Below are 22,194 nucleotides of genomic sequence, written 5' to 3'. Positions count from 1 at the left end.
GCGGCAAGATGCAGCTCCCCTTGATATGGATTTCTTGAGCATTTGACTTGCATTCGCCCCAACGGGGTGGTTACCAGCATTCAAATGACTATATTGGGGAAGACCTCCCTGTTTGCGTCGAAATTTGCCTCGACGTATTTGTTTAGCGCATAATCCTGTCCGAAAAGTCAGGCGACTTTTCGGGGTTATGCTTGGAAAGGACCGCAAATGACCGGCATCAACGATTTCATCGCGAATGAAGTGAAGACCAACGACGTCGTGCTTTTCATGAAGGGCACGCCGGGTTTCCCGCAGTGCGGTTTCTCCGGTCAGGTCGTTCAGATCCTCGACTATCTCGGTGTGGAGTATAAGGGCGTCAACGTTCTGTCTTCGGATGAACTGCGTCAGGGCATCAAGGAATATTCGAGCTGGCCAACCATTCCTCAGCTTTATGTAAAGGGCGAATTCGTCGGCGGCTGCGATATCATACGCGAAATGTTCCAATCGAGCGAGTTGCAGACACTTTTTACCGATAAGGGTATTGCCACAAAGGCAGCTTGAGGATTAATTGCCGGTTATACGGCTTCAGCCTCACCTTTTTCCAAAGGCGCCGTTCTACGGCGCCTTTTGCATTTGCTAGAGCGGTTCCAGTTAAAACGGAGTCGCTGGAACCGCTCTAAGTATTTTTCCGTCGCATTATCCTACGCAAAACCGCTTCGCACTTTTGCTGGAAATGCTCTAGATGCTGCAACGACAGATTTTCATCTGTCTGCTTCTGCTTTCTAAATTTTGTCTTTCGTATCGTGTCTCGCGACGCGATGCGCCACTTTGCCAAGGAATGCCAGTCATGCCGCTCGACATCAAGAACGGTTCGTCGGACCAGAAGACTTCCATGCGTGGACGCGGCGAATTCATCGCGCTCATCGCGGCGATCATGGCCATCAATGCGCTGGCGGTCGACATCATGCTGCCCGGCCTGCCGCAGATCGGTGCAAGCCTCGGCGTTCAGTCGGAAAACCACGTCCAGTTCGTCATCACTGCCTATCTGCTCGGGTTTGGCGTTTCGCAGCTCTTCTATGGCCCCTTGAGCGACCGCTTCGGCCGCAGGCTGCCGCTGTTCGCCGGGCTCGTCATTTACATTCTGGCAGCTCTGGGAGCGGCCATCGTCACCGATTTCACGACGCTTATCATCCTGCGTGTCTTGCAGGGGCTTGGCGCTGCTGCCACGCGCGTGATCGCCGTATCCGTCGTTCGCGACAAGTTCGCCGGGCGTCAGATGGCCGAGGTCATGTCACTCGTCATGATGGTTTTCATGATCCTGCCCGTCGTTGCGCCCGCAACCGGCCAGCTCATCATGCTTTTCGGCGAATGGCACCTGATCTTTCTGTCGATGGCCTTCATGGCATTTGTCATCGGTATCTGGGCGTTTCTTCGCCTGCCCGAAACTCTGCCTGCTACCAACCGGCGCCCGCTGACGGTCAAGAGCGTGATTGGTGGTTTCGGCATCGTTCTTTCGAACCGCGTCGCCCTGTTTTATATGCTCGGCACCTCGTTCATTCTCGGCGCGCTGTTCGGCTATATCAACTCGGCTCAGCAGATTTTCGTCGACATCTACAAGCTCGGCGCCTTGTTCCCACTGGCTTTCGCTGCCGTCGCCATGACGCTGGCGCTCGCCTCGTTCATGAACTCGCGCCTGGTCGGTCGTTACGGTATGCGGCGAATTTCCCAGACCATGTTGCTGGTCTTCACCAGCTTCAGCCTTTTGTGGATGGTACTTTCGGTCACGATGGAAGGCCCTGTTCCCTTCCCGATCCTGATGGCGATCTACATGACCATCATGTTCTCGTTCAGCCTCGTCACCGCAAACTTCAATGCACTGGCGATGGAGCCGCTCGGCGAAGTAGCCGGAACAGCCTCTTCCGTTCTGGGCTTTGCCCAAACGGTGATCGGCGCGGCATTGGGCGCGATTATCGGTCAGGCCTTTGACGGTACGACAACGCCGGTTGCAACCGGCTATTGCGTGCTCGGATTTGTCGCCCTCGGCTGCGTACTGATAGCCGAACGCGGGCGACTGTTCAGGGTGCAGAACCCGCCTGCCGAACATGTGATCTGATCAAATATCAGTCATAAACAATCAAAGCCCGCTCATAGTTAGCGGGCTTTTCTTATGCCATACACATGCTATCAGTGGGTGTTTCGGGAGCAAAAGCAGAACGCGCCGGCCAGCAGGCGCATCGGGGAGGATAAGCCACCTCGACTTTGGCAAGAGCTTTGCTCTCGAACCGGAGTGACACAAATGGGTTTCATACCCGTGAGTATCACGCTGACGATAAAGAAAACCCGCACGGGCTGGCAATGCTACGTGCGGGTCAGACTCTTTATCTAAGCGAAACGGGTTGGGAGTTCGCGCTTCCAACCCACTCCGCCAATATAGTGCTCAAGTGTCCAAAACACAAGCTGGGCCCAAGCGTTGCTAATCCTCCCACAGCGCGGCGTGAATGGATTGCCAGCTGTCCTTGCTGGGCGCGGCCAGAATGCCGCCGCCGGTATGTGACGGCAGATAATCGCTTCCATCCCAGCGCGCGAGATAGCCACCGGCTTCCTGATGGATCAGCGCACCGGGCAGATGATCCCACGGCATCAGCTTGTTGTAGACCACGAAATGCGCGCCGCCGGTGGCGAGGATGCGATATTCGTGCGCTGCACAGCGATAGCCGATCTGGGACAGAAATTTCGTATGATTACGTGCCAGACGCGACCGTGTCGGCTCAGCCGTGTACTGCCAGGAAATCGAACCGGTCATCTGGTTGATAGAAGTCGGTTCGGCAACGCCGACCTTGCTCACATCTCCATTGGCGTGGCGGATGTAGCTTCCGCCACCCTTTGAAGCCATGATCCAGTCATTACCGACGGGATCATGAATGATACCGGCAACGGTTTCGCCTTTCGACACCACCGCAAGCATGACACCAAAGAGCGGAACACCAGATGCAAAGTTGAAAGTGCCATCGACCGGATCGATTGTGAAGGCAAGCTCCGCATCATCGAGGCCGGTCAACAAAGCCGGATTGTCTGAGCAGGCTTCCTCACCGACGATCACCGCATCGGCAAAGCGTTCCTTGAGCTTGGCAGTGATGAACCGTTCAGCATTCACATCCGCTTCCGTCACCAGATCGGCGGGTGACGTCTTCTGCCGGATATCACCGACGTCCAGCCTGCGAAACCGGGGCATGATTTCCTGACGCGCCGCATCTGCCAGCAAATCGGCCAGCCAGTCCATCTGTCCTTCGTCAAACCGCATGGTCACCCTCTCCCTCGCCATTCAGCATCAGTCCTGCAAAATCGAACAGTTTGCGATCCAGCAAATGGCTCGGACGCACATTCGTCATGGCGCGGATCATCGTGTCCTTGCGCCCCGGCATACGCTTTTCGATGTCGGTCAGCATGGCTTTCATCGCATTGCGCTGCAGCCCTTCCTGACTGCCGCACAGGTCGCATGGAATGATCGGAAACTGCATTGCGGTCGCAAATTTCTCCAGATCGTCCTCCGCAGCATAAGCCAGCGGACGGAACACCATCAGGTCTCCTTCGTCGTTCAACAGCTTCGGCGGCATCGCAGCCAGACGCCCGCCGTGGAACAGGTTCATGAAGAAGGTTTCGAGAATATCTTCCCGGTGATGGCCAAGAACGATCGCCGAACAGCCCTCTTCACGCGCAATGCGATAGAGATTCCCCCGGCGTAAACGCGAGCAGAGCGAGCAATAGGTGCTGGTTTCAGGCAGCTTGTCGGTCACAATCGAATAGGTATCCTGATATTCGATACGATGTTCGATTTCATAACGATTGAGGAAATCCGGCAGGATGTGCTTGGGAAAGTTCGGCTGCCCCTGATCCAGATTGACCGCCAGCAGCTCAACCGGCAGCAGGCCGCGCCATTTAAGATCGAGCAGCAGCGCAAGCAGGCCATAGGAATCCTTGCCACCCGAAAGGCAGACCATCCAGCGCTCGCCGGGCTTCACCATCGAGAAATCCTCGATAGCCTGCCGCGTCAGGCGCAAAAGACGTTTGCGCAGCTTGTTGAACTCGACCGTGGTCGGCACATCGCGGAATAGCGGGTGACAGCCGTCGATGCCCGCGTCTTCTGCAATATCTGGATCGAAAGCGTTCATGGTGCTTCCCGGAAAAACGATTGAAGATGTTGAAGGCTTAATAGCGAAAACTGGCTGTCGGGAAAACCGTCAAACAAGATTTCTTTATGATTGCGTGCATCAGCACACGTCGACCACCGTTTGCCAGCAAAAATGTATGAGTGTTTGCAGCTGCCTTTTGCTCTAGAACTCATGCAGGCATTCACGGATGAGATATCTATGGCTCAGTATGTTGGCTCTATAAGTGTTCTTCGGCGAAAGCCGCACATCATCGCGCTCCGAAAACTGTCCTTATTGTTTTTCATTGGAGCATTGTTGTCGGCCTGCGCCACATATCATTCCGACCGGCAGATTGACGATACGCTCGGCCCTCCCGGCCCCATCGCCAAAGTGCCGGGATAAAAGCAACGAAAAAGCCGCGCTGCAGTACAGCGCGGCTTTTCGATTTCGGCATATATCCAGCGCGCCAGAGCGCGCCTGGAATTAACGCGAATAGAATTCGACGACGAGGTTCGGTTCCATCTGGACAGCGTAAGGCACATCCGTCAGGGTCGGAACGCGGGAGTACGTCGCAACCAGCTTGTTGTGGTCGACTTCGATGTAATCCGGAACATCACGTTCTGCGAGCTGAACAGCTTCGAGAACGATAACCAGCTGCTTCGACTTTTCGCGAACTTCAACCACATCACCGGTCTTGAGACGGTAGGACTGAACGTTGACGCGGCGGCCGTTCACATTCACGTGGCCGTGGTTGATGAACTGGCGGGCAGCGAAGATCGTCGGAACGAACTTGGCGCGGTACACAACTGCGTCGAGACGCGATTCCAGCAGACCGATCAGGTTTTCACCGGTGTCGCCCTTGCGGCGAGCGGCTTCTTCGTAGGTCTTGCGGAACTGCTTTTCGGAGATATCGCCGTAGAAGCCCTTGAGCTTCTGCTTTGCGCGGAGCTGTACACCGAAGTCCGACAGCTTGCCCTTGCGGCGCTGGCCGTGCTGGCCCGGGCCATATTCACGACGGTTTACAGGGGACTTCGGACGGCCCCAGATGTTTTCGCCAAGACGGCGATCAATTTTGTACTTAGCGGATTCGCGCTTGCTCATCGCATTTCCTTCAAAAGGTTATAGCGCCCGGAGGCGCTGGAGGAAACGCGCCCTCCTCTGCCCTCCGTTTTAGAGGACTGACAGGATGAAGCGCGCGAGCGCAATCTTCATCCACGGGACACGTCAAATGAACCGCCGGCACGAAACGCGCCAGCGATGGGCGGCTTTTAGTCATGCAGCTGTTATCTTGTCAAGCTCTAGCAGTCGAAAAAGCCTGAAAAACCGGACCACTGAGGGTGTTTCCTACCATTTGCTACGACCTGCCATCAAGCGTGAAGGAACGCCATCGCCTGTTTCATCATTAGTCATGACGGATCCGCAATTCATGAGGCATCAATGGCTTTGTCTTTTTTCCTGCCCGGCAAGGGTGCATTCACCGCTCTGATTGCCTTGGGCCTTGTTGCGATGCCGTGTTTTTCCGGCTTCGATTCCGATCAGGCACAGGCGCAAACTTTCATCGAACGCATCCTGAAACAGGACGCCCAAAAGGCAAAACAGCATCGCAAACGCCCGGCGGTAAAGCGCAGCCAAAAGAAACCGGCTTCGAAACAGCAAACAGCAACGCAATCGGAAAGCGCTCCGGCAAAAGCCGAAACCAAACCTGCTCCCATGATACCCGTTCCGACGCCTGCCCCTCGCCCGGAAAATACAGCAACCAAGGAGGCAGAACCGGAAACTCCACCCATTCCAACGGAAAAGCCGGAGGCAGAACCCGACAATCAACCGTTGGCCAAGCCTGCCCCTACAACCCCGACCCACGCAGACCCGCCAAAACCAGCTGATAATCCGAAGCCGGTGGACGAAAAACCGCAAGAAGCGAAACCCGGTCCCAATCAACAGCCAAAGGCGGAAAAGGACGAGCGCATCTATCAGGTATCCTGCCCGGCGCTGATAGCCGGAGAAGTAGAGGGCAAGCTGCTGCCTCCGATCAAGGATGGCGAGCAATGCGGCGCCCACTCTCCGTTGTCCCTGACCGCCATTGGCAAGGACGACCCTTTGAAATTTGCCAATGCCGTCACCACAAATTGCGCAATGGCAGTCACGCTGGCGCAGTGGAGCAGCGAGGTGACCAAGGCAGCCAAAGATGTTTATGGACCGGATTCGAAAATCGCTGAAATCGGCACCGGCTCGGATTACCAGTGCCGGAAGGTCAACGGCGCATCCACAGGACGCGTTTCCGAACACGCCTTTGCCAACGCGCTCGACATCATGTCGTTCAAGTTTTCGGATGGCAGCAAGACGGAACTGGAACGCGGCTGGAACGGCACCGACAAGGAGAAGGCTTTCTGGCGGGCCGTGCATAGCGCGAGCTGCAAGCTTTTCATGACGGTAATCGGCCCGGACGGTGATGCCGCACATCGCACCAACATGCATCTCGACCAAGGCTGCCACGGCAAATCCTGTCTTGCGCGCATCTGCCAATAAGATATCGTCGTAACCGTTGGAAATTCATAAAAAAATCAGAATCGCGTCTGTAATCTCTATTTCATTATCGATTCAATTCCGCCGCCCGCCACCGAGCGACGGGTTTCCAGAAGGACATGGGCATGAAATCGACCAAGTTTATAATTTCTGCAATTTTAGCACTGGGCTTCACCACCGCAGCGAATGCAGATTCCGTCCCGAAAAGATCGAAGGATTTTACGGGCAACTATCAGACACTCGTGAAGGATCAGCAAGCGGCTCCGCAGGTCGCAGATTGCGTTGCCAGCGCTTATGATTACGTCAAGAAAAGTAAAAAATATGATCGTCTTGGCTTCACCAAAGATGATATCTCTTCGGCAGAAACCAATGATAAGTCTGCGAAATTTAGCACCAGCGACCCACGCAAGGTTTCGGCTGTCATCTCGGTTCCCGGTGAAGCACGAACCAAAGGCGCATCAACAAAATGGGATAGCGTCACGCTGCGCTGCGGCATTACCGATGGCAAGTTGAAAGCAATCGAGCTGGCGCCGAACAAATCTGGCAAGTAACCATCTGGCCAATGCGGCGAGTGCCCGACGGCGCTCGCCAATCCTATTCAGTGTTTTTTCTTGTCATCTACGTGTTCCGGCAAGCCTTTGCGCTTTGTTTCGGCAAATTCCTCCAGTTCCTTCTCGGTCATCGATTCATACATTTCCTTTGACGCACCGAAGAGTTCGCTTTTCTTGATTTCACCGCGTTTGGCAGCAAGCGCGGCGCCAGCGGCTTTCTGTTGGGCCTGGGATTTCGCGGGCATCAGACTTCTCCTGTTTGAAAGACAAACGCAAACGGACCAAGGCCGGTTCCTTTTTATTCAATGCTTCCATCAAAACGTGAGCGGGCGTCGCGAAGAAGATCGCGGTTCCTGACGGCCCATTGCCCCAGCACGTCGATAGGCACAGCAAGAGAATGTCCAAGTTCAGTCAGCGAATACTCCACTTCGGGCGGAGAAGTCGGGCGAACATGCCGGGACACAAGACCGTCCCGCTCCAGCGATCGTAGCGTAACGGTCAGCATGCGCTGTGAAATACCCTCAATGGTCCGTCGCAACGCATTGAAACGCATCGAGCCTTCCTGAAGATTGAAAATGACGAGAATGCTCCACGTGTCGCCAACCCGATCCAGCACTTCACGGATCGGGCAAGAACCGTCACCATCGTTTTCGAAGGCAGGTGTCGACGAAAGCAAAGGTGTTTTCCCGTCAGGGCGTGTCGGTATTGTCATCTTTTTCTCCACAAAAACCGGTTGGCAGACCGGCGTTTTCTCCATCGGTTAAGTTAGAGAGTTTTCGCTGAAATACGCGTCAGCCACGCGTCATAACATGCGTAAAAACAATTAGTTATAGCAGCTTCATCGTTCCGTTTCGACCGGAGCATCTCTGAACACTTGCCTTTGTGGCGGTTACTTCCATGTATCCTGCTCATGTAAAAGTGCGTTCTTCACAAACATGATGGCATCACATATGTAGTTATCAGAAATAACCTGATTATGAAACATACCTTAATTCGTTTGATACGAGAAGGTCGAGAAAAGGAGAATGCCATGACCAAGATCGCACTGATCGGCGCAACGGGTTTCGTAGGCGCTGCAATCCTCAAGGAAGCTGCTGCACGCGGCGGCGAGGTTACCGCACTCGTTCGTCATCCGGAGAAAGTCGAAAAACTGCCCGATGTGACGGCGGTAAAGGCCGACGTGTTCGATACCGACGCGCTTGCAAAGCAGCTTGCAGGGCATGACATCGTGATTTCCGCCTACAATCCGGGCTGGGGCGACAAGGACATCCGCGAAAAGCACATCAACGGCAGCCGTTCCATCACGGAAGCCACCAAAAAAGCAGGCATCAAGCGTCTTATAGCAGTCGGCGGCGCAGGTAGCCTTTCGATCAATGGTAACCAGTTGGTCGACTCGCCGGAATTCCCTGCCGAATGGAAGGAAGGCGCGCTCGGTGCCCGTCAGGCGCTCGAAGACCTACGTGGTGAGAAAGAACTGGAATGGTCATTCGTATCACCGGCGATCATTCTTCAGCCCGGCGAGCGCACCGGAAAATATCGTCTTGGCGGCGACGAACCGGTTTTCGACGACAAGGGTGAAAGCAAGATTTCAGTTGCTGATCTGGCAGTCGCAATTCTGGATGAAGCAGAAAAAGGCCAGCATATTCGCAAGCGTTTCACAGCCGCTTACTGATGCCAATCACAAAAACGCCATGTTTTTGACAGTTGTTCGCCGCAAAATCGGTGGTAAAATACGCACATCACCACCGGTTTTCGCGCAAAAAGACCGCAAAACGGGTTTGCCCTCGTTTTGCTTCAATCAGATCGGCGCTCTCACTCACACCAGTTCCACATCCACGACGCCCTGAATGGCTTTCATGGCGCTGGCGATCTGCGGACTGACGCGATAGCGATGCGGCAGCTCGATCTCGACTTCACGCTGACCGTTATCCTTGATGACGATGAGGCTCACCTGCCCGTCGCCACGCGTGTTGAAATGCGGAGCGATATGACGAACCGCATCGGCCGAGCGCAGGTAAAGCCGCAACGCCTTCTGCATACGGCAGGCTTCGTCTTCCAACGACTGCACCGTCTGGATGCGCAAGCCTATACCTTCGGGGCGATTTTCCGCCTGAACCGTGATTACCACCGACTTGCCGCTCTCCAGAAGATCGCGATATTGCGCAAGCCCTTCGGAAAACAGCACCGCTTCGAACTGGCCGCTGGCATCGGACAATTGCACGATACCCATCTTGTTGCCGGTGCGGGTCTTGCGTTCCTGACGGGCCGTCACAGTGCCAGCCAGACGACCGGCATTGGCGCCCCGTTTCACGGCTGCGGAAAAATCCGCCCAGCTTTGAACACGCATGCGGTTCAGCACATCGCGATATTCATCAAGCGGATGGGCCGACAGATAGAAGCCGACCGCCTGGAACTCCCGATGCAGCATTTCCGATGGCAGCCAGGGAGCCGCCTGCGGCAGGATAAGCGTTTCCTTCGGAGCGCCTGACAGACCAAAAATATCGGACTGACCGCTTGCGGCATTTTCCTGCGTGCGCTGGGCAAAGCCCATGATGCGGTCCATGCCCGCACTCATGGCCGGGCGCTCACGACCGAAACAATCCATCGCACCGGCATTGATGAGGCTTTCCAGCACGCGCCGGTTGACGATGCGCGGATCGACCCGCTCGCAGAAATCCTCAAGGCTTTCAAAAGGTTTCTCTGCGCGCACATCGACAATATGATCTACGGCGGCCTCGCCGACGCCCTTGATGGCGGCAAGCGAATAAAAAATCTGCTTTTCGCCGACTTCAAACGGACGAAAGGACGTCATCACCGAAGGCGGCACGACCTCAATGCCCAAACGGTTCGCCTCGCGGCGGAAATCGTTGAGCTTGTCGGTGTTCGACATATCGTAGGTCATCGACGCCGCGATGAACTCGACTGGATAGTGGGCCTTCATATAGGCCGTCTGGTAGGACACGATGGCATAAGCGGCGGCGTGCGACTTGTTGAAGCCGTAGTCAGCGAACTTGGCCAGCAGATCGAAGATCATGTTGGCCTGCGCCTTGTCGACACCGCCCTCAATCGCGCCATCCACGAAACGGACGCGCTGCTTGTCCATTTCCTCGCGGATTTTCTTGCCCATGGCGCGACGCAAAAGGTCAGCTTCCCCGAGCGAATAGCCGGAAAGCACCTGTGCGATCTGCATCACCTGTTCCTGATAGACGATAACGCCCTGCGTTTCCTTGATCAGGTGATCGATCTTCGGGTGAATGGAGGCAATCTCCTCCTCACCGTTCTTGCGCGCATTATAAGTCGGGATGTTCTCCATCGGACCAGGACGATAAAGCGCCACAAGCGCGATGATATCTTCGATCCGGTCCGGGCGCATACCGAGCAGCGCCTTGCGCATACCCGCACTTTCCACCTGGAACACGCCGACGGTTTCGCCGCGCGACAACATCTCATAGGTCAGTTCGTCGTCGAGCGGCACATGGGATAGGTCAATCTCAACGCCCTTGCGCGCCACCAGTTTGACCGCCGTTTCAAGGACGGTCAGCGTCTTGAGACCAAGAAAGTCGAACTTGACCAGTCCCGCCTGCTCGACCCATTTCATGTTGAACTGGGTGACGGGCATGTCGGAACGCGGATCGCGATACATGGGGACCAGTTCCGACAGCGGACGGTCACCGATCACGATACCGGCGGCGTGGGTCGAGGCGTGGCGGTAAAGCCCTTCAAGCTTGAGCGCCATATCCAGCAGCCGTCCGACCACCGGCTCTTTCTCACGTTCCTCATTGATCTTCGGTTCTGTGTCGATGGCTTGTGCCAGTGACACTGGATTGGCCGGGTTTTGCGGCACCAGCTTGCAGAGACGATCGACCTGACCGTAAGGCATTTCCAGAACGCGACCGACATCGCGCAGCACAGCGCGTGCCTGCAGGGTTCCGAATGTGATGATCTGGGCTACCTGATCGCGCCCGTACTTTCCCTGCACATAGCGGATCACCTCTTCACGGCGGTCCTGACAGAAGTCGATATCGAAGTCGGGCATCGAAACGCGATCCGGGTTGAGGAAGCGTTCGAAAAGCAGCGAGAACCGCAAAGGATCGACGTCGGTAATCGTCAGCGCATAGGCGACGAGCGAACCGGCACCCGAGCCACGGCCCGGCCCGACCGGAATGCCATGGGCTTTCGCCCATTTGATAAAGTCCGCAACGATCAGGAAGTAGCCCGGGAACTTCATGCGGGTGATGATGCCGATCTCGTATTCGAGACGTTCGGCATATTGCTCTGTCGTATAGCCTTCTGCGAGACCGACGGTCTCCAGGCGCATCTTCAGGCCTTCGCGGGCCTGCCGCGCCAGCTCGTCGGCTTCCTCCTGAACGGCGGCCTCCGCGTCATCGGATTCGCCGGTAAACCGCGGCAGGATCGGTGCACGGGTCTGCGTGTACCAGCTGCAACGCTCTGCAATTTCGACGGTGTTGTCGAGTGCTTCCGGCAGATCGGCAAAAAGTGCAGCCATTTCCGCACGGCTTTTCATGTGATGGTCCGGCGTCAGACGGCGGCGGTCATCGTTTGAAAGAATCTGGCCTTCCGCGATGGCAAGAAGCGCATCGTGGGCCTCGAAGTCTTCTGCCTTGAGAAAGAATGCCTCATTGGTGGCCACCAGAGGCAGATCCATCTCATAGGCAAGCGCGACGGTCTTTGCTTCCAGCGCGCGGTCGTAACCTGCCTGGCGCTGCAACTCGACATAAAGCCGATCGCCAAAGGCTTCACGCAGGAAAGCAAGCCGCGCCTCTGCCCTGTCGGGACGGTCGGCGGCAAAAGCGCGACCGATTGGTCCCAATGCGCCACCGGAAAGAACAATGACATCTTTCGATAATGACGGCAGCCAGCTTGCTTCGACATGCACCGGATCACCTGCCGGTGTTTCCAGAAACGCGCGACTGACGAGCCGCACGATATTCGCATAGCCCTCTTCCGTTGCCGCCAGCAGCACAACTGGAGCGAGGTCCAGCGCGACACGGCGATTGACGCTGCGGCCATTATCATTGTGATCGCCGAAGGCTATATCGACCTGACAACCGATGATGGGTTGCAGACCATCTTTCGATGCCTTCTGCGCAAATTCAAGCGCACCGAACAGATTGTTGGTGTCGGTGACTGCGATAGCCGGCGCCTCGTCGGCAATCGCCTGTTTGATGATCTTGCCGAGCGGCAATGCGCCTTCCAGCAAGGAATAGGCCGAGTGTACCCGCAGGTGCACAAAACGTGGCGTCAAAGCACCGTCTTTTGCTGCATTGCCTGCTGCTACGTCACTCATTCCATCGACCCCGATCATCTGCTGAGCCGCCCGGATGGACATACATCCGGCGCTCTAAATCCAAGCATCACGCTTTCCGAAAACCGATTCCGATTTTCGGGCCGATGCAGTAGCCGCCTGATAGCACATTGCTTGCAAGATGGGCCACACGCATGGCCCATCGCGGCTGGCGACTCTGTCGCCTGATAGCATCAGTTTCGGGGAATGATATGGCGATGTCCAGTAAGACTATCGCCACCTTGCAGCGGGTTCACAAGAACCAGCCAGAGCATCTCCAATTTTTCCGGGGTCATCGGAAATGCCCTATCGTTTTCACGCATGTCTATATCCCAAAACCGGTTCCCACTTTTGGGAGACATGCTCTATTTCCTTCAGATCGCACTCACCCAGATGGCGAAAGTTGCAATGAACAGGCTTACCGAAATGAAAGACAGAACGTCGTGGACGAGATCGGTCATGTTGGAAACTCCTCTGTGTTCACGTATGTTTATTTTTTGTTCTATTTTTGTTCCTAAGTCAACACCCGTTCTAGCCCGCCATTCATTTTAGGGTTTACGAATAGTGAATATACAACCGCAGACGCTGGCTGCGTGAGCGGGGAACGAAAGCGCCATATTCAGGCGGAGACGCACCTCGCCCTTCGAGACGCCACCTGTGACGGCTCTTCAGGATGAGGTGCTACTATGATCTGGAAGGCTTATAGATCGACGACCTTGCCGTCCTTCAGCGTGACGCGCCGGTCCATGCGGCGGGCAAGTTCGTGATTATGGGTCGCGATCAGGGCCGCAAGCCCCGACTGACGCACGAGGGCCTCAAGAGCTCCGAAGACGTAGGATGATGTCGTCGGGTCGAGGTTGCCGGTCGGTTCATCCGCCAGAAGAACAAGCGGCGCGTTGGCAACGGCGCGGGCAATAGCGACGCGCTGTTGCTCGCCGCCGGAAAGTTCCGACGGGCGATGCGAAGCGCGCTTGCCGATCTTCATATATTCAAGAAGCTGCTGCGCACGCTCTGCTGCGGCTTTCCTGGACAGACCGCGGATCATCTGCGGCATCATCACATTCTCCAGCGCGGAAAATTCCGGCAGGAGATGGTGGAACTGATAAACGAAACCGACGTCGTTGCGGCGCACAGCCGTGCGCTCATCATCGGACAATTTGCTGCAGGAACGCCCGTCCAAGAAAACGTCTCCGTTGTCGGGACGCTCCAGCAGGCCTGCCGTGTGCAGCAATGTCGACTTGCCCGCTCCCGATGGCGCGACAAGCGCAACCATTTCCCCACGACGAAGTGTGAAATCGGCATCCTTCAGAATGACCAGTTCGCGGTCGGCTTCCTTATAGGCGCGGCCGACACGCTCCAGCCGCATGATGATTTCAGCCGCCATTTATTCGTACCTCAATGCTTCGACCGGATCGAGCTTGGCAGCGCGCCAGGCCGGGAAAATGGTGGCAATGAATGAAAGCACCAGAGCCATGACGATAACGGAAATCGTTTCGCCGGGGTCCATCTTCGCAGGCAACTGGCTCAGGAAGTAAAGTTCCGGGTTGAAGAGCGTGGTTCCCGAGAGCCACGAGAAGAACTCCCGCAGGCGCTCGACATTGAGGCAGACGACAACGCCCAGAACGACACCGGCTATCGTGCCGGTGACGCCGATGGCGGCGCCCGTCATCAGGAATATGCGCATCACCGCGCCACGGGTTGCGCCCATGGTTCGCAGGATCGCGATATCGTGCCCCTTGTCCTTCACCAGCATGATGAGGCCGGAAATGATGTTCAGCGCCGCCACGAGCACGATCAGCGTCAGGATCATGAACATGACATTGCGCTCGACTTCCAGCGCCGAGAAGAAAGTCTGGTTGCGCTGGCGCCAGTCGACGAGCGAGAGCTGACGTCCCGCTGCCTCTTCTACGGGCGCGCGCATCGCATCCACCTTGTCGGGATTATCGACAAAGATTTCCAGCGATTGCACCTTGCCTTCCTGATTGAAGAAAAGCTGCGCCTCGGACAGCGGCATCATGACAATCGACGAGTCGTATTCCGACATGCCGATCTCGAAGATCGCGACAATCGGATAGGCCTTCACGCGCGGATTGACGCCGAACGGGGTCACATCGCCATCCGGCGAAATCACCCGTAGCGTATCGCCGATTGAAAGGCCGAGATTTTCGGCCATGCGGGTTCCGATGGCGACGCCGCCGCCCTGATCGAAGCCCTGAAGCGTGCCCTGGCGAATATTGCCGGAGACGAGCTTGAGCTTGTCGAGATCCTCTTCGCGAAGACCGCGCACCAGTGCACCCGTTCCTGCGCCGATATTCCCCTGGACGAGCGCCTGCCCTTCCACCACGGGAATGGCGAACCTGATGCCGGAAATACCGTCGATCCGCTTGATGAGATCGGCATAATCATCCAGCGGACGATCAATTGGCTGCATGATGAGATGGCCATTGATGCCGAGAATTCGCGAAAGAAGCTCGGCACGGAAACCGTTCATCACCGCCATGACGATGATGAGGGTCGCCACGCCCAGCATGATGCCGGTGAACGAAAAACCGGCAATGACCGAGATAAAAGTCTCGCGGCGGCGCGCGCGCAGATATCGCCAAGCGATCATCCGTTCGAAAGCCGAGAATGGACCTGACTTTGGAGCCTTTTGAGCTGCCTTTGCCTGATCCCCGGATTTTGCTGCCGCCGCGCTGCTCATGCTTCTGCCGTCAACAGATTGATCGCAGCTTCAACGCTCAGGCTCTGGCGTTCACCGGTCTTGCGATCCTTGATCTCGACTTCACCGGCGGCAACGCCACGCGGGCCAACGATCACCTGCGTCGGCAGGCCGATCAGGTCCATCGTGGCGAACTTTGCACCCGGACGGTCATCCGTGTCGTCCAGCAGAGGATCGACGCCTGCATTGGTCAGCGCTTCGTAGATCTTCTCGCTTACAGCGTCGCAGCCTTCGTCGCCCGGCTTCATGTTGACGATACCGGCACCGAACGGCGCGATGGCTTTCGGCCAGATGATGCCCGCATCGTCGTGGAAGGCTTCAATGGCAGCCGCGACGAGGCGCGACGGACCGATGCCGTAGGAACCCATGGAAACCAGATGTTCCTTGCCATCCGGGCCCTGCACTTTCGCGCCCATCGGTTCAGAATATTTCGTGCCGAAATGGAAGATGTGCCCCACTTCGATGCCACGTGCAGAGACCTGATCTTCCGGCTTCACCTTGGACCAGTCGGCCTCGTCGTGCATTTCGTCGGTTGCCGCATAAGGCGTCGTCCAGCGATTGACGATATCGGTCAGCTGCGCATCGTTGCGGAAATCGGTGTCCGCGCCCGGCACGGCCAGATCGAGATAGGCCTTGTCGCAGAAAACCTGGCTTTCGCCGGTTTCGGCCAGAATAATGAATTCGTGGCTGAGGTCGCCGCCAATCGGCCCCGTATCGGCGCGCATCGGGATGGCCTGCAGGCCAACACGTGCAAAAGTGCGCAGATAGGACACGAACATACGGTAGTAAGCCATTTTCGCGCCCTCATAATCGAGGTCGAACGAATAGGCGTCCTTCATTAGAAATTCGCGCGAACGCATGACGCCGAAACGCGGGCGCACTTCGTCGCGGAACTTCCACTGGATGTGGTAGAGATTGAGCGGCAGATCCTTGTAGGAGCGCACATAGGAGCGGAAAATGTCGGTGACCATTTCCTCATTGGTCGGACCGAAGAGCATATCGCGCTCCTGACGGTCCTGAATGCGCAGCATTTCCTTGCCATAGGCATCGTAGCGACCGCTTTCGCGCCACAGGTCTGCGGACTGGATGGTCGGCATCAGGATTTCATTGGCGCCCGCGCGGTTCTGCTCTTCACGAATGATATCGCAGACCTTGTTGAGAACCTTCAGACCGATCGGCAGCCAGGAATAGATGCCGGCCGACTGTTGACGGATCATGCCTGAGCGCAGCATCAGCCTGTGGGAGACGATTTCCGCCTCCTTGGGGTTTTCCTTCAGAATAGGCAAAAAATACCGCGACAGACGCATCGTAACCACCAATCAAGAGGGACAGCCTGAGTGCTTCAAGAATCAGGCAAAAATTAAGCATATTTGTCGGTTTCTTACCGGGTTATACACCGGTTGGAAACCCGCTTGAAAAAGCTTTCGCGATAGCGGATTTCCCCATCCACAACCATGATCGCCTGTCGAAAGAACCAGAGACGCGAAATGCGGCCTCCGGATTCACATTCAAATTCAATATATTACAGATATATCACTCTCATTCGGGAAAATTTGCGAAAGAAATATGACGCCATAGAAGATTTTTCGTGACAAAAGCTGTGCAGTTCGCTATTTTTTTCAGCATAAGAGCAACAACGGAATAAAACCGTTGGTTTCACGCGGTCAAAGTCTTGGGAGGATGGATCCAGGCGCGACTTTCGCAGCCGCCAGTCAAATGGAAACGGATCGAACGCGTATTTGATTAGCAAGGCGAAAGCCTTGCTTTTTTTTTGAACTTGCAGCACCTCCACGCTTTCCGCAGTTTCCCTATTTTATAGCTTGCAATAACACATTGATTTTGTGGGATTTATCGCAGCGCCCTCCGTGCAATCAAGTATTAAATTTCACTTAAGTATAAATCGATTTATATGAAGAACATTGCTCAGGGAGCGCTATCGCTGTCACAAATGACGCCGGGTTGTGCTGTGTCGTAAATTCAATACGTTACGCCAATAAGCTCGATATCTGACGCAACCCATGGTAGGCGCGTCCACTTTTCTTTATACAAAAGAAAGGCTGCCTATAATTTAGGCAGCCTCAAAAATTCATGGTGGAACGCGAACGAATGGTCAGGTCAGATCCGGGAAGAAATGTGGGATATCATCGAGGCCGAAACCGCTGATCTGCGTCACATAATAATAGAGCAGGAAGATGAGCGTTGCGACGATGGTCGTCCGCAGAAAGGCACGACCGATGCGTGGTTTTGCCGGAGCGCTGGCCACAGTGCCCAAAGTCACTTCGTTTTCTTCAGCCTGCGTGCGCAAGCCAACCGGCAGCAGCGCGAACAGCGTCGTCCACCAGATGATGAAGTAAATCGCGATTCCTGAAACCAGAGACATGATTACACCTCTTCCAGTTCGATCAGTGTGCCGTTGAAATCCTTGGGATGCAGGAACAGAACCGGCTTGCCGTGGGCGCCGGTCTTCGGTTCGCCATCTCCAAGAATACGCGCACCCTCCGCCTTGAGGCGGTCGCGAGCGGCAATTATGTCCGCAACCTCATAGCACAGATGGTGCATCCCGCCGGAAGGATTCTTTTCCAGAAACGCCGCAATCGGCGACCCCTCACCCAACGGTTCCAGCAATTCGATCTTGGTGTTGCCGACGTCGATGAAAACCACGGTTACGCCATGTTCAGGCAGTGCCTGCGGCTCGGTGACTTTCGCACCGAGCTTGCCGCGATAAAGCGCTGCCGCGGCATCGATATCCGGGACGGCAATCGCCACGTGGTTCAAGCGTTCGAGCATCAGCACCTCCCATGCCGGTCATTTTGCAATCCGTATGACTACCGTATCCTATTCACGAATACGGTCACTACCGGCTTTTTGCCCCATGCTTCATTTGCCGCAGCGCGAACGGCACGGCGCACGGACTCCCGGACAAGCTCGATATCCTTGCGGCGAACGCGCGGAATGCTGTCGATGGCCTCGATGGCTGCATCCAGCAGGATGTCTTCCAACAGATCGCCCTGTGCGTTTTCCTCCGGCACCCCGAAAGTCACAAGGTCGGGCTCATCGATGATCTTGTGTTCACGGTCCAGCAACACCGAAACGGCGACATGACCGACATAAGCGAGCTTGCGACGCTCGACCATGCCGATTTCTTCCTCGTCACCGATCAGCTTGCCGTCCTTGTAGATGCGGCCAACCGGCGCTTCGTCGATAATCTCGGCCTTGCCGGGCGCCAGACGCAGCATGTCGCCGTCACGCACCTGCGCGACCTGCTCGATGCCCTCCATCGCGCCAAGAGAACCTTGCGCGACCAGATGAGCGGCTTCGCCATGCACCGGCACCAGAATTTGCGGACGAACCCAGGAATACATGCGACGCAATTCGCTGCGCCGTGGATGGCCCGACACATGGACCAATGCATCCTCATCACCGATGATCTTGATACCGCGATCAATCAGGCGGTTCTTGATGTCGAGAATGGATTTTTCATTGCCCGGGATGGCACGCGATGAATAAATGACCGTATCGCCCGCCGTCAGCGCGAGGCTGCGCATTTCGTCACGCGCCAGTTTGGCGAGTGCCGCGCGCGGTTCGCCCTGACTGCCGGTAAGGATCATCACCACGTTTTCGCGTGGAATATAGCCGTAATCCTCTTCGCTGAGATATTCCGGCAAGCCTTCCATATAGCCAAGTTCTGTGGCGACGGAGATGGCGCGCTTCATCGAACGCCCAACCACCAGTACCTGACGGCCGGCATCGCGTGCTGCTTCGGTAATCGACCGGATACGACCAACATTGGAAGAGAAAGTGGTGATGGCCACGCGACCACGCGCATTTTCAATCAACTCGCGCAGGCTCTCGCCCACCTGACGTTCCGAAGGAGACTCGCCTTCGCGCAAAGCATTGGTGGAATCGCAGATCAGCGCCAGAACGCCTGCATCACCGATAGCGCGGAAACGCGCCTCGTCGATAACCGGTCCGAGCGATGGTTCCGGGTCCATCTTCCAGTCACCCGTATGCACGACCGTGCCGAGCGGTGTCGTAATAGCCAGCGAAACCGGCTCGGGAATGGAGTGGGTTACTGCGACAGCTTCAAGCTTGAAAGGCCCGACTTCGAATTTCTCGCCTGCCTTGTAGATCGTGATCGGAATCTCGGGCGCGCCGTGTTCCGACTGTCGCTTGGCTTCAAGCAGACCGGCGGTGAATGGCGTCGCATAAACCGGAACCTTCAGGCGCGGCCACAGATCGAGCAAAGCACCGAAATGGTCTTCATGCGCATGGGTGATAACGATGCCGCGCAGATTGTGCTTTTCAGCCTCGAGATAGCGGATATCCGGCAGGATGAGATCAGCGCCCGGCTGTTCAGGCCCCGCAAAGCTCACCCCCATATCCACGACCAGCCATTCACGGTTATCCGCAGGACCGAAGCCATACATGGCCAAATTCATGCCGATTTCGCCTACGCCGCCAAGCGGCAGAAAGACGAGTTCAGTAGTATTGGATCGGGCCATGAAATTTCCTCTGTGATTAATCCCGCCTTGCGGCATCAACTGGACCTAAAGTTGTCCTGTTGCAACCCTAGCAAGACAAAACAAAACAATTATTTGCGTATTGTAGCAGCAGTTCCGAAATAGACATCGCCAGCCGTTACCGCAACTCGCGAACCTTCGTCCTCGCGAATAACAAAACGGCATGCCTCATCGATTGTCTCAAAACGACCTTCGATGATACGGCCTTCAACCTGCATGGTTACATTCTGGCCAAGGCCATGCGCGCGCTGCAGCCAGCGCTTGCGAATATCGTCGAGACCGCGCCCTTCATTCCAGACGCGATAGTTGACCGACCAGGCATCCGACAAGGCTGCGAACAAAGTCTCGGCATCGCATTTGCTGCCGAGAGCCTGCAACGACGTTGCTGCATAAGGCAGGTCATCGGGAAAGGCGACCACATTGGTCCCGATACCGATGGCAACGGCGAACAAATTCTTCGCCAGAATGGACGATTCAAGCAGGATGCCGGTGAGTTTCGCGCCATCGACCAGCACGTCATTCGGCCATTTCAGGCCGATTGTCGGCGGCACGGCAGGCCCTGTTGCAGCGAATACCGCATCAAGTGCATCGGCAAGCGACAAGCCGGCAACAAAACCGAGCGTCGCAGCCGTCTTCATTTCATAGGATTCAACAAGAAGCAGCGTGGAGGCAAGATTGCCTTCCGGCGTAGACCAGGCACGGCCCCGTCTTCCGCGACCGCTTTCCTGTTTCTTCGTAACAAGCCAGAGCTTGCCCGGATCACCGCTGGCTGCCCGTTCCAGAGCAACCGCATTGGTGGAACCTACCGTCTCGAAAGTTTCGAGACGGTAGCCCTCATTTGCCGCAACAGGCGAAAGCGCAAAACTCATTTATGCTTCTGCCTTTTGCTCTCTCATTATATTCCTACGCATGTCTTCATCCTATCGTAGCGGGACCAGAAATCAGTCCAGTGAACTGATTTCCTCGCGAAGGCGGTTCCCACTTTTGGAGACATGCTTCAGAAAAACGTCTTGGCTGCGGCTTCGGCAAATCCGCCAATCGGACCAGCAAGGAAGACGTAGAAGAGCACGAAGGCACCCGTTACGCCGAGAACGAGGCGAAGCTCGCCTGCGACCGGAACGAAACCACCCGTCGGCTCATCGAACCACATGATCTTGATCATGCGCAGGTAGTAGAACGCACCCACGACCGAAGCCACGATACCGATGATGGCAAGCGGATAGAGACCCGCTTCAACGGCAGCAAGGAAGGTGTACCACTTGCCGAAGAAGCCAGCGAGCGGCGGGATGCCAGCGAGTGAGAACAGGAAGATGGTCATGATCGTTGCCAGCACCGGATTGGTGCGGGACAGACCGGCCAGATCCTCAATGCTCTCCACATTGCCGTCCTTGGTGCGCATTGCAAGAATGAACGCGAAGGTGCCGAGCGTCATGGCGAGGTAGATTGCCATGTAGATCATCACGCCCTTCACGCCGATCACCGTTCCGGCGGCCAGACCAACGAGCGCATAGCCCATATGGCTGATCGAGGAATAAGCCATCAGGCGCTTGATGTTACGCTGGCCGATGGCGGCAAACGCACCGAGGACCATCGAGGCAAGCGCGATGAAAATCACGACCTGCTGCCAGTCATGGGTGACCGGAGCAAAGGCTTCCGAGACGACGCGGATGATGAGCGCCATGGCAGCCATCTTCGGGGCGGCGGCAAAGAACGCCGTTACCGGGGTCGGCGCGCCTTCATAGACATCCGGCGTCCACATGTGGAACGGAACGGCAGAAATCTTGAATGCCAGACCGGCCAGAATGAAGACGAGACCGAAAACCAGACCGAGTTCACGCTGACCGCCGGAGACGGCCTGGGCGATTTCGGTAAAGCCGATGTGGCCGGTGTAACCGTAGACGAGCGAAATGCCGTAAAGCAGCATGCCCGAGGAAAGCGAACCGAGAACGAAGTATTTCAGACCAGCTTCCGTCGAACGGACGCTATCGCGGTTGAACGCTGCCAGAACGTAGAGCGCCAGGGATTGCAGTTCCAGACCGAGATAGAGCGACAGCATGTTGGATGCTGAAACCATCAGCAGCATGCCGAGCGTGGAGATTACGATCAGGACCGGGAACTCGAACTTGTCGAACTTCTCCGCCTTGGCGAAGCCGACCGACATGATCAGCGTCACGATGGAGCCGATCAGCGTCAGCACCTTCATGAAACGGCTGAAGCTGTCATTGACGATGGCACCGCCGAATGCGGCGCCGTTCGTTGGGAAAAGGACCACCAGAGCCAGCGCTGCAATAAGCACCGCGACGGATAATCCGTTGACGAGCGTGGTCGCCCGTTCGCCGGAGAACACGCCAATCAAGAGCAGTGCCAAGGCGCCTACAGCAAGGAGAACCTCCGGTGCTGCAAGGGTCAGATGAGCTATCAGATCAGTCTGCATGACCTACGCCTTTAT

Annotated in this window: 20 protein-coding genes; 5 read left to right on the top strand and 15 right to left on the bottom strand. The window is 56.1% G+C overall.

The genetic code is table 11. From position 1 onward, the window contains the following. Positions 1-207: 207 nt before the first annotated feature. Together grxD and ABDF71_RS06720 are read left to right on the top strand one after the other, a co-directional pair. Complete coding sequence (grxD, locus tag ABDF71_RS06725) at positions 208-540, top strand: Grx4 family monothiol glutaredoxin (RefSeq protein WP_125334296.1); 333 nt, start codon at positions 208-210, stop codon at positions 538-540. A 286-nt stretch (positions 541-826) separates the two neighbouring features. Continuing rightward, the gene (locus tag ABDF71_RS06720; protein WP_010661200.1) at positions 827-2,092 is read left to right on the top strand and encodes a multidrug effflux MFS transporter; all 1,266 of its coding nucleotides are present in this window, start codon (positions 827-829) and stop codon (positions 2,090-2,092) included. 360 nt (positions 2,093-2,452) lie between these two features. Here ABDF71_RS06720 and ABDF71_RS06715 read toward each other — a convergent pair whose 3' ends face one another. The 3 genes from ABDF71_RS06715 to rpsD form a co-directional block, all read right to left on the bottom strand. Next, positions 2,453-3,280: an inositol monophosphatase family protein gene (locus tag ABDF71_RS06715; RefSeq protein WP_151616351.1), complete on the bottom strand. Its 828-nt coding sequence runs from the start codon at positions 3,278-3,280 to the stop codon at positions 2,453-2,455. Continuing rightward, positions 3,270-4,148: a tRNA 2-thiocytidine(32) synthetase TtcA gene (ttcA, locus tag ABDF71_RS06710; RefSeq protein WP_151616350.1), complete on the bottom strand. Its 879-nt coding sequence runs from the start codon at positions 4,146-4,148 to the stop codon at positions 3,270-3,272. The genes ABDF71_RS06715 and ttcA overlap by 11 nt, the downstream gene beginning before the upstream one ends. 462 nt (positions 4,149-4,610) lie before the next feature. Further along, complete coding sequence (gene rpsD, locus ABDF71_RS06705; protein WP_010661196.1) at positions 4,611-5,228, bottom strand: 30S ribosomal protein S4; 618 nt, start codon at positions 5,226-5,228, stop codon at positions 4,611-4,613. A gap of 336 nt (positions 5,229-5,564) precedes the next feature. On the opposite strand from rpsD, the gene ABDF71_RS06700 reads away from it, so the two are divergent. Then, positions 5,565-6,653, top strand: a complete 1,089-nt coding sequence (locus ABDF71_RS06700) for an extensin-like domain-containing protein (protein ID WP_500061414.1) — start codon at positions 5,565-5,567, stop codon at positions 6,651-6,653. Positions 6,654-6,775: 122 nt separating this feature from the next. After that, entirely contained in the window at positions 6,776-7,201 is a 426-nt protein-coding gene (bspC, locus tag ABDF71_RS06695) for a type IV secretion system effector BspC (RefSeq protein WP_010661194.1), read from the top strand. Positions 7,202-7,248: 47 nt separating this feature from the next. Here the strand turns inward: bspC and ABDF71_RS06690 are convergent, their stop codons facing one another. Next, positions 7,249-7,446: a DUF3008 family protein gene (locus ABDF71_RS06690; protein WP_029925012.1), complete on the bottom strand. Its 198-nt coding sequence runs from the start codon at positions 7,444-7,446 to the stop codon at positions 7,249-7,251. A gap of 53 nt (positions 7,447-7,499) precedes the next feature. Then, a complete protein-coding gene (locus ABDF71_RS06685) occupies positions 7,500-7,913 on the bottom strand; it encodes a winged helix-turn-helix transcriptional regulator (RefSeq protein ID WP_040129348.1) in 414 nt (137 codons plus the stop codon). Between the two features lie 318 nt (positions 7,914-8,231). Here ABDF71_RS06685 and ABDF71_RS06680 point away from each other — a divergent pair, with 318 nt between their 5' ends. Further along, positions 8,232-8,873 (top strand): NAD(P)-dependent oxidoreductase, encoded by a 642-nt coding sequence (locus tag ABDF71_RS06680; RefSeq protein WP_151662645.1) that lies wholly within the window; start codon positions 8,232-8,234, stop codon positions 8,871-8,873. 144 nt (positions 8,874-9,017) lie between these two features. Here ABDF71_RS06680 and dnaE read toward each other — a convergent pair whose 3' ends face one another. The 10 genes from dnaE to nuoN form a co-directional block, all read right to left on the bottom strand. Next, a complete protein-coding gene (dnaE, locus tag ABDF71_RS06675; RefSeq protein WP_151609805.1) occupies positions 9,018-12,509 on the bottom strand; it encodes a DNA polymerase III subunit alpha in 3,492 nt (1,163 codons plus the stop codon). A gap of 191 nt (positions 12,510-12,700) precedes the next feature. Beyond that, positions 12,701-12,829: a hypothetical protein gene (locus tag ABDF71_RS06670; protein ID WP_255411949.1), complete on the bottom strand. Its 129-nt coding sequence runs from the start codon at positions 12,827-12,829 to the stop codon at positions 12,701-12,703. A 377-nt stretch (positions 12,830-13,206) separates the two neighbouring features. Further along, on the bottom strand, positions 13,207-13,890 hold the full coding sequence (locus ABDF71_RS06665) for an ABC transporter ATP-binding protein (RefSeq protein ID WP_010661189.1): 684 nt from the start codon (positions 13,888-13,890) through the stop codon (positions 13,207-13,209). Next, complete coding sequence (locus ABDF71_RS06660) at positions 13,891-15,207, bottom strand: lipoprotein-releasing ABC transporter permease subunit (protein WP_010661188.1); 1,317 nt, start codon at positions 15,205-15,207, stop codon at positions 13,891-13,893. Continuing rightward, on the bottom strand, positions 15,204-16,532 hold the full coding sequence (proS, locus tag ABDF71_RS06655) for a proline--tRNA ligase (RefSeq protein ID WP_012092253.1): 1,329 nt from the start codon (positions 16,530-16,532) through the stop codon (positions 15,204-15,206). The genes ABDF71_RS06660 and proS overlap by 4 nt, the downstream gene beginning before the upstream one ends. A gap of 803 nt (positions 16,533-17,335) precedes the next feature. Further along, positions 17,336-17,605 carry a DUF1467 family protein gene (locus ABDF71_RS06650; protein ID WP_012092254.1) on the bottom strand — a complete coding sequence of 90 codons (270 nt, stop codon included), beginning with the start codon at positions 17,603-17,605 and terminating at the stop codon, positions 17,336-17,338. 2 nt (positions 17,606-17,607) lie between these two features. Further along, positions 17,608-18,012, bottom strand: coding sequence for a methylmalonyl-CoA epimerase (mce, locus tag ABDF71_RS06645; protein WP_006471802.1), 405 nt, complete (start codon positions 18,010-18,012; stop codon positions 17,608-17,610). A 38-nt stretch (positions 18,013-18,050) separates the two neighbouring features. Continuing rightward, positions 18,051-19,727, bottom strand: a complete 1,677-nt coding sequence (locus ABDF71_RS06640) for a ribonuclease J (RefSeq protein WP_010661185.1) — start codon at positions 19,725-19,727, stop codon at positions 18,051-18,053. Between the two features lie 89 nt (positions 19,728-19,816). Beyond that, entirely contained in the window at positions 19,817-20,614 is a 798-nt protein-coding gene (locus tag ABDF71_RS06635; protein ID WP_500061410.1) for a biotin--[acetyl-CoA-carboxylase] ligase, read from the bottom strand. Between the two features lie 128 nt (positions 20,615-20,742). Beyond that, positions 20,743-22,179: an NADH-quinone oxidoreductase subunit NuoN gene (gene nuoN / locus ABDF71_RS06630; protein ID WP_500061408.1), complete on the bottom strand. Its 1,437-nt coding sequence runs from the start codon at positions 22,177-22,179 to the stop codon at positions 20,743-20,745. Positions 22,180-22,194 lie beyond the last annotated feature (15 nt).

Source organism: Ochrobactrum sp. WV_118_8, assembly GCF_039631535.1.
In the GTDB taxonomy this organism is placed as follows: domain Bacteria; phylum Pseudomonadota; class Alphaproteobacteria; order Rhizobiales; family Rhizobiaceae; genus Brucella; species Brucella anthropi.
Note: the sequence above shows the minus strand (reverse complement) of the source record. Positions and strands in the feature narration are given on the sequence as shown.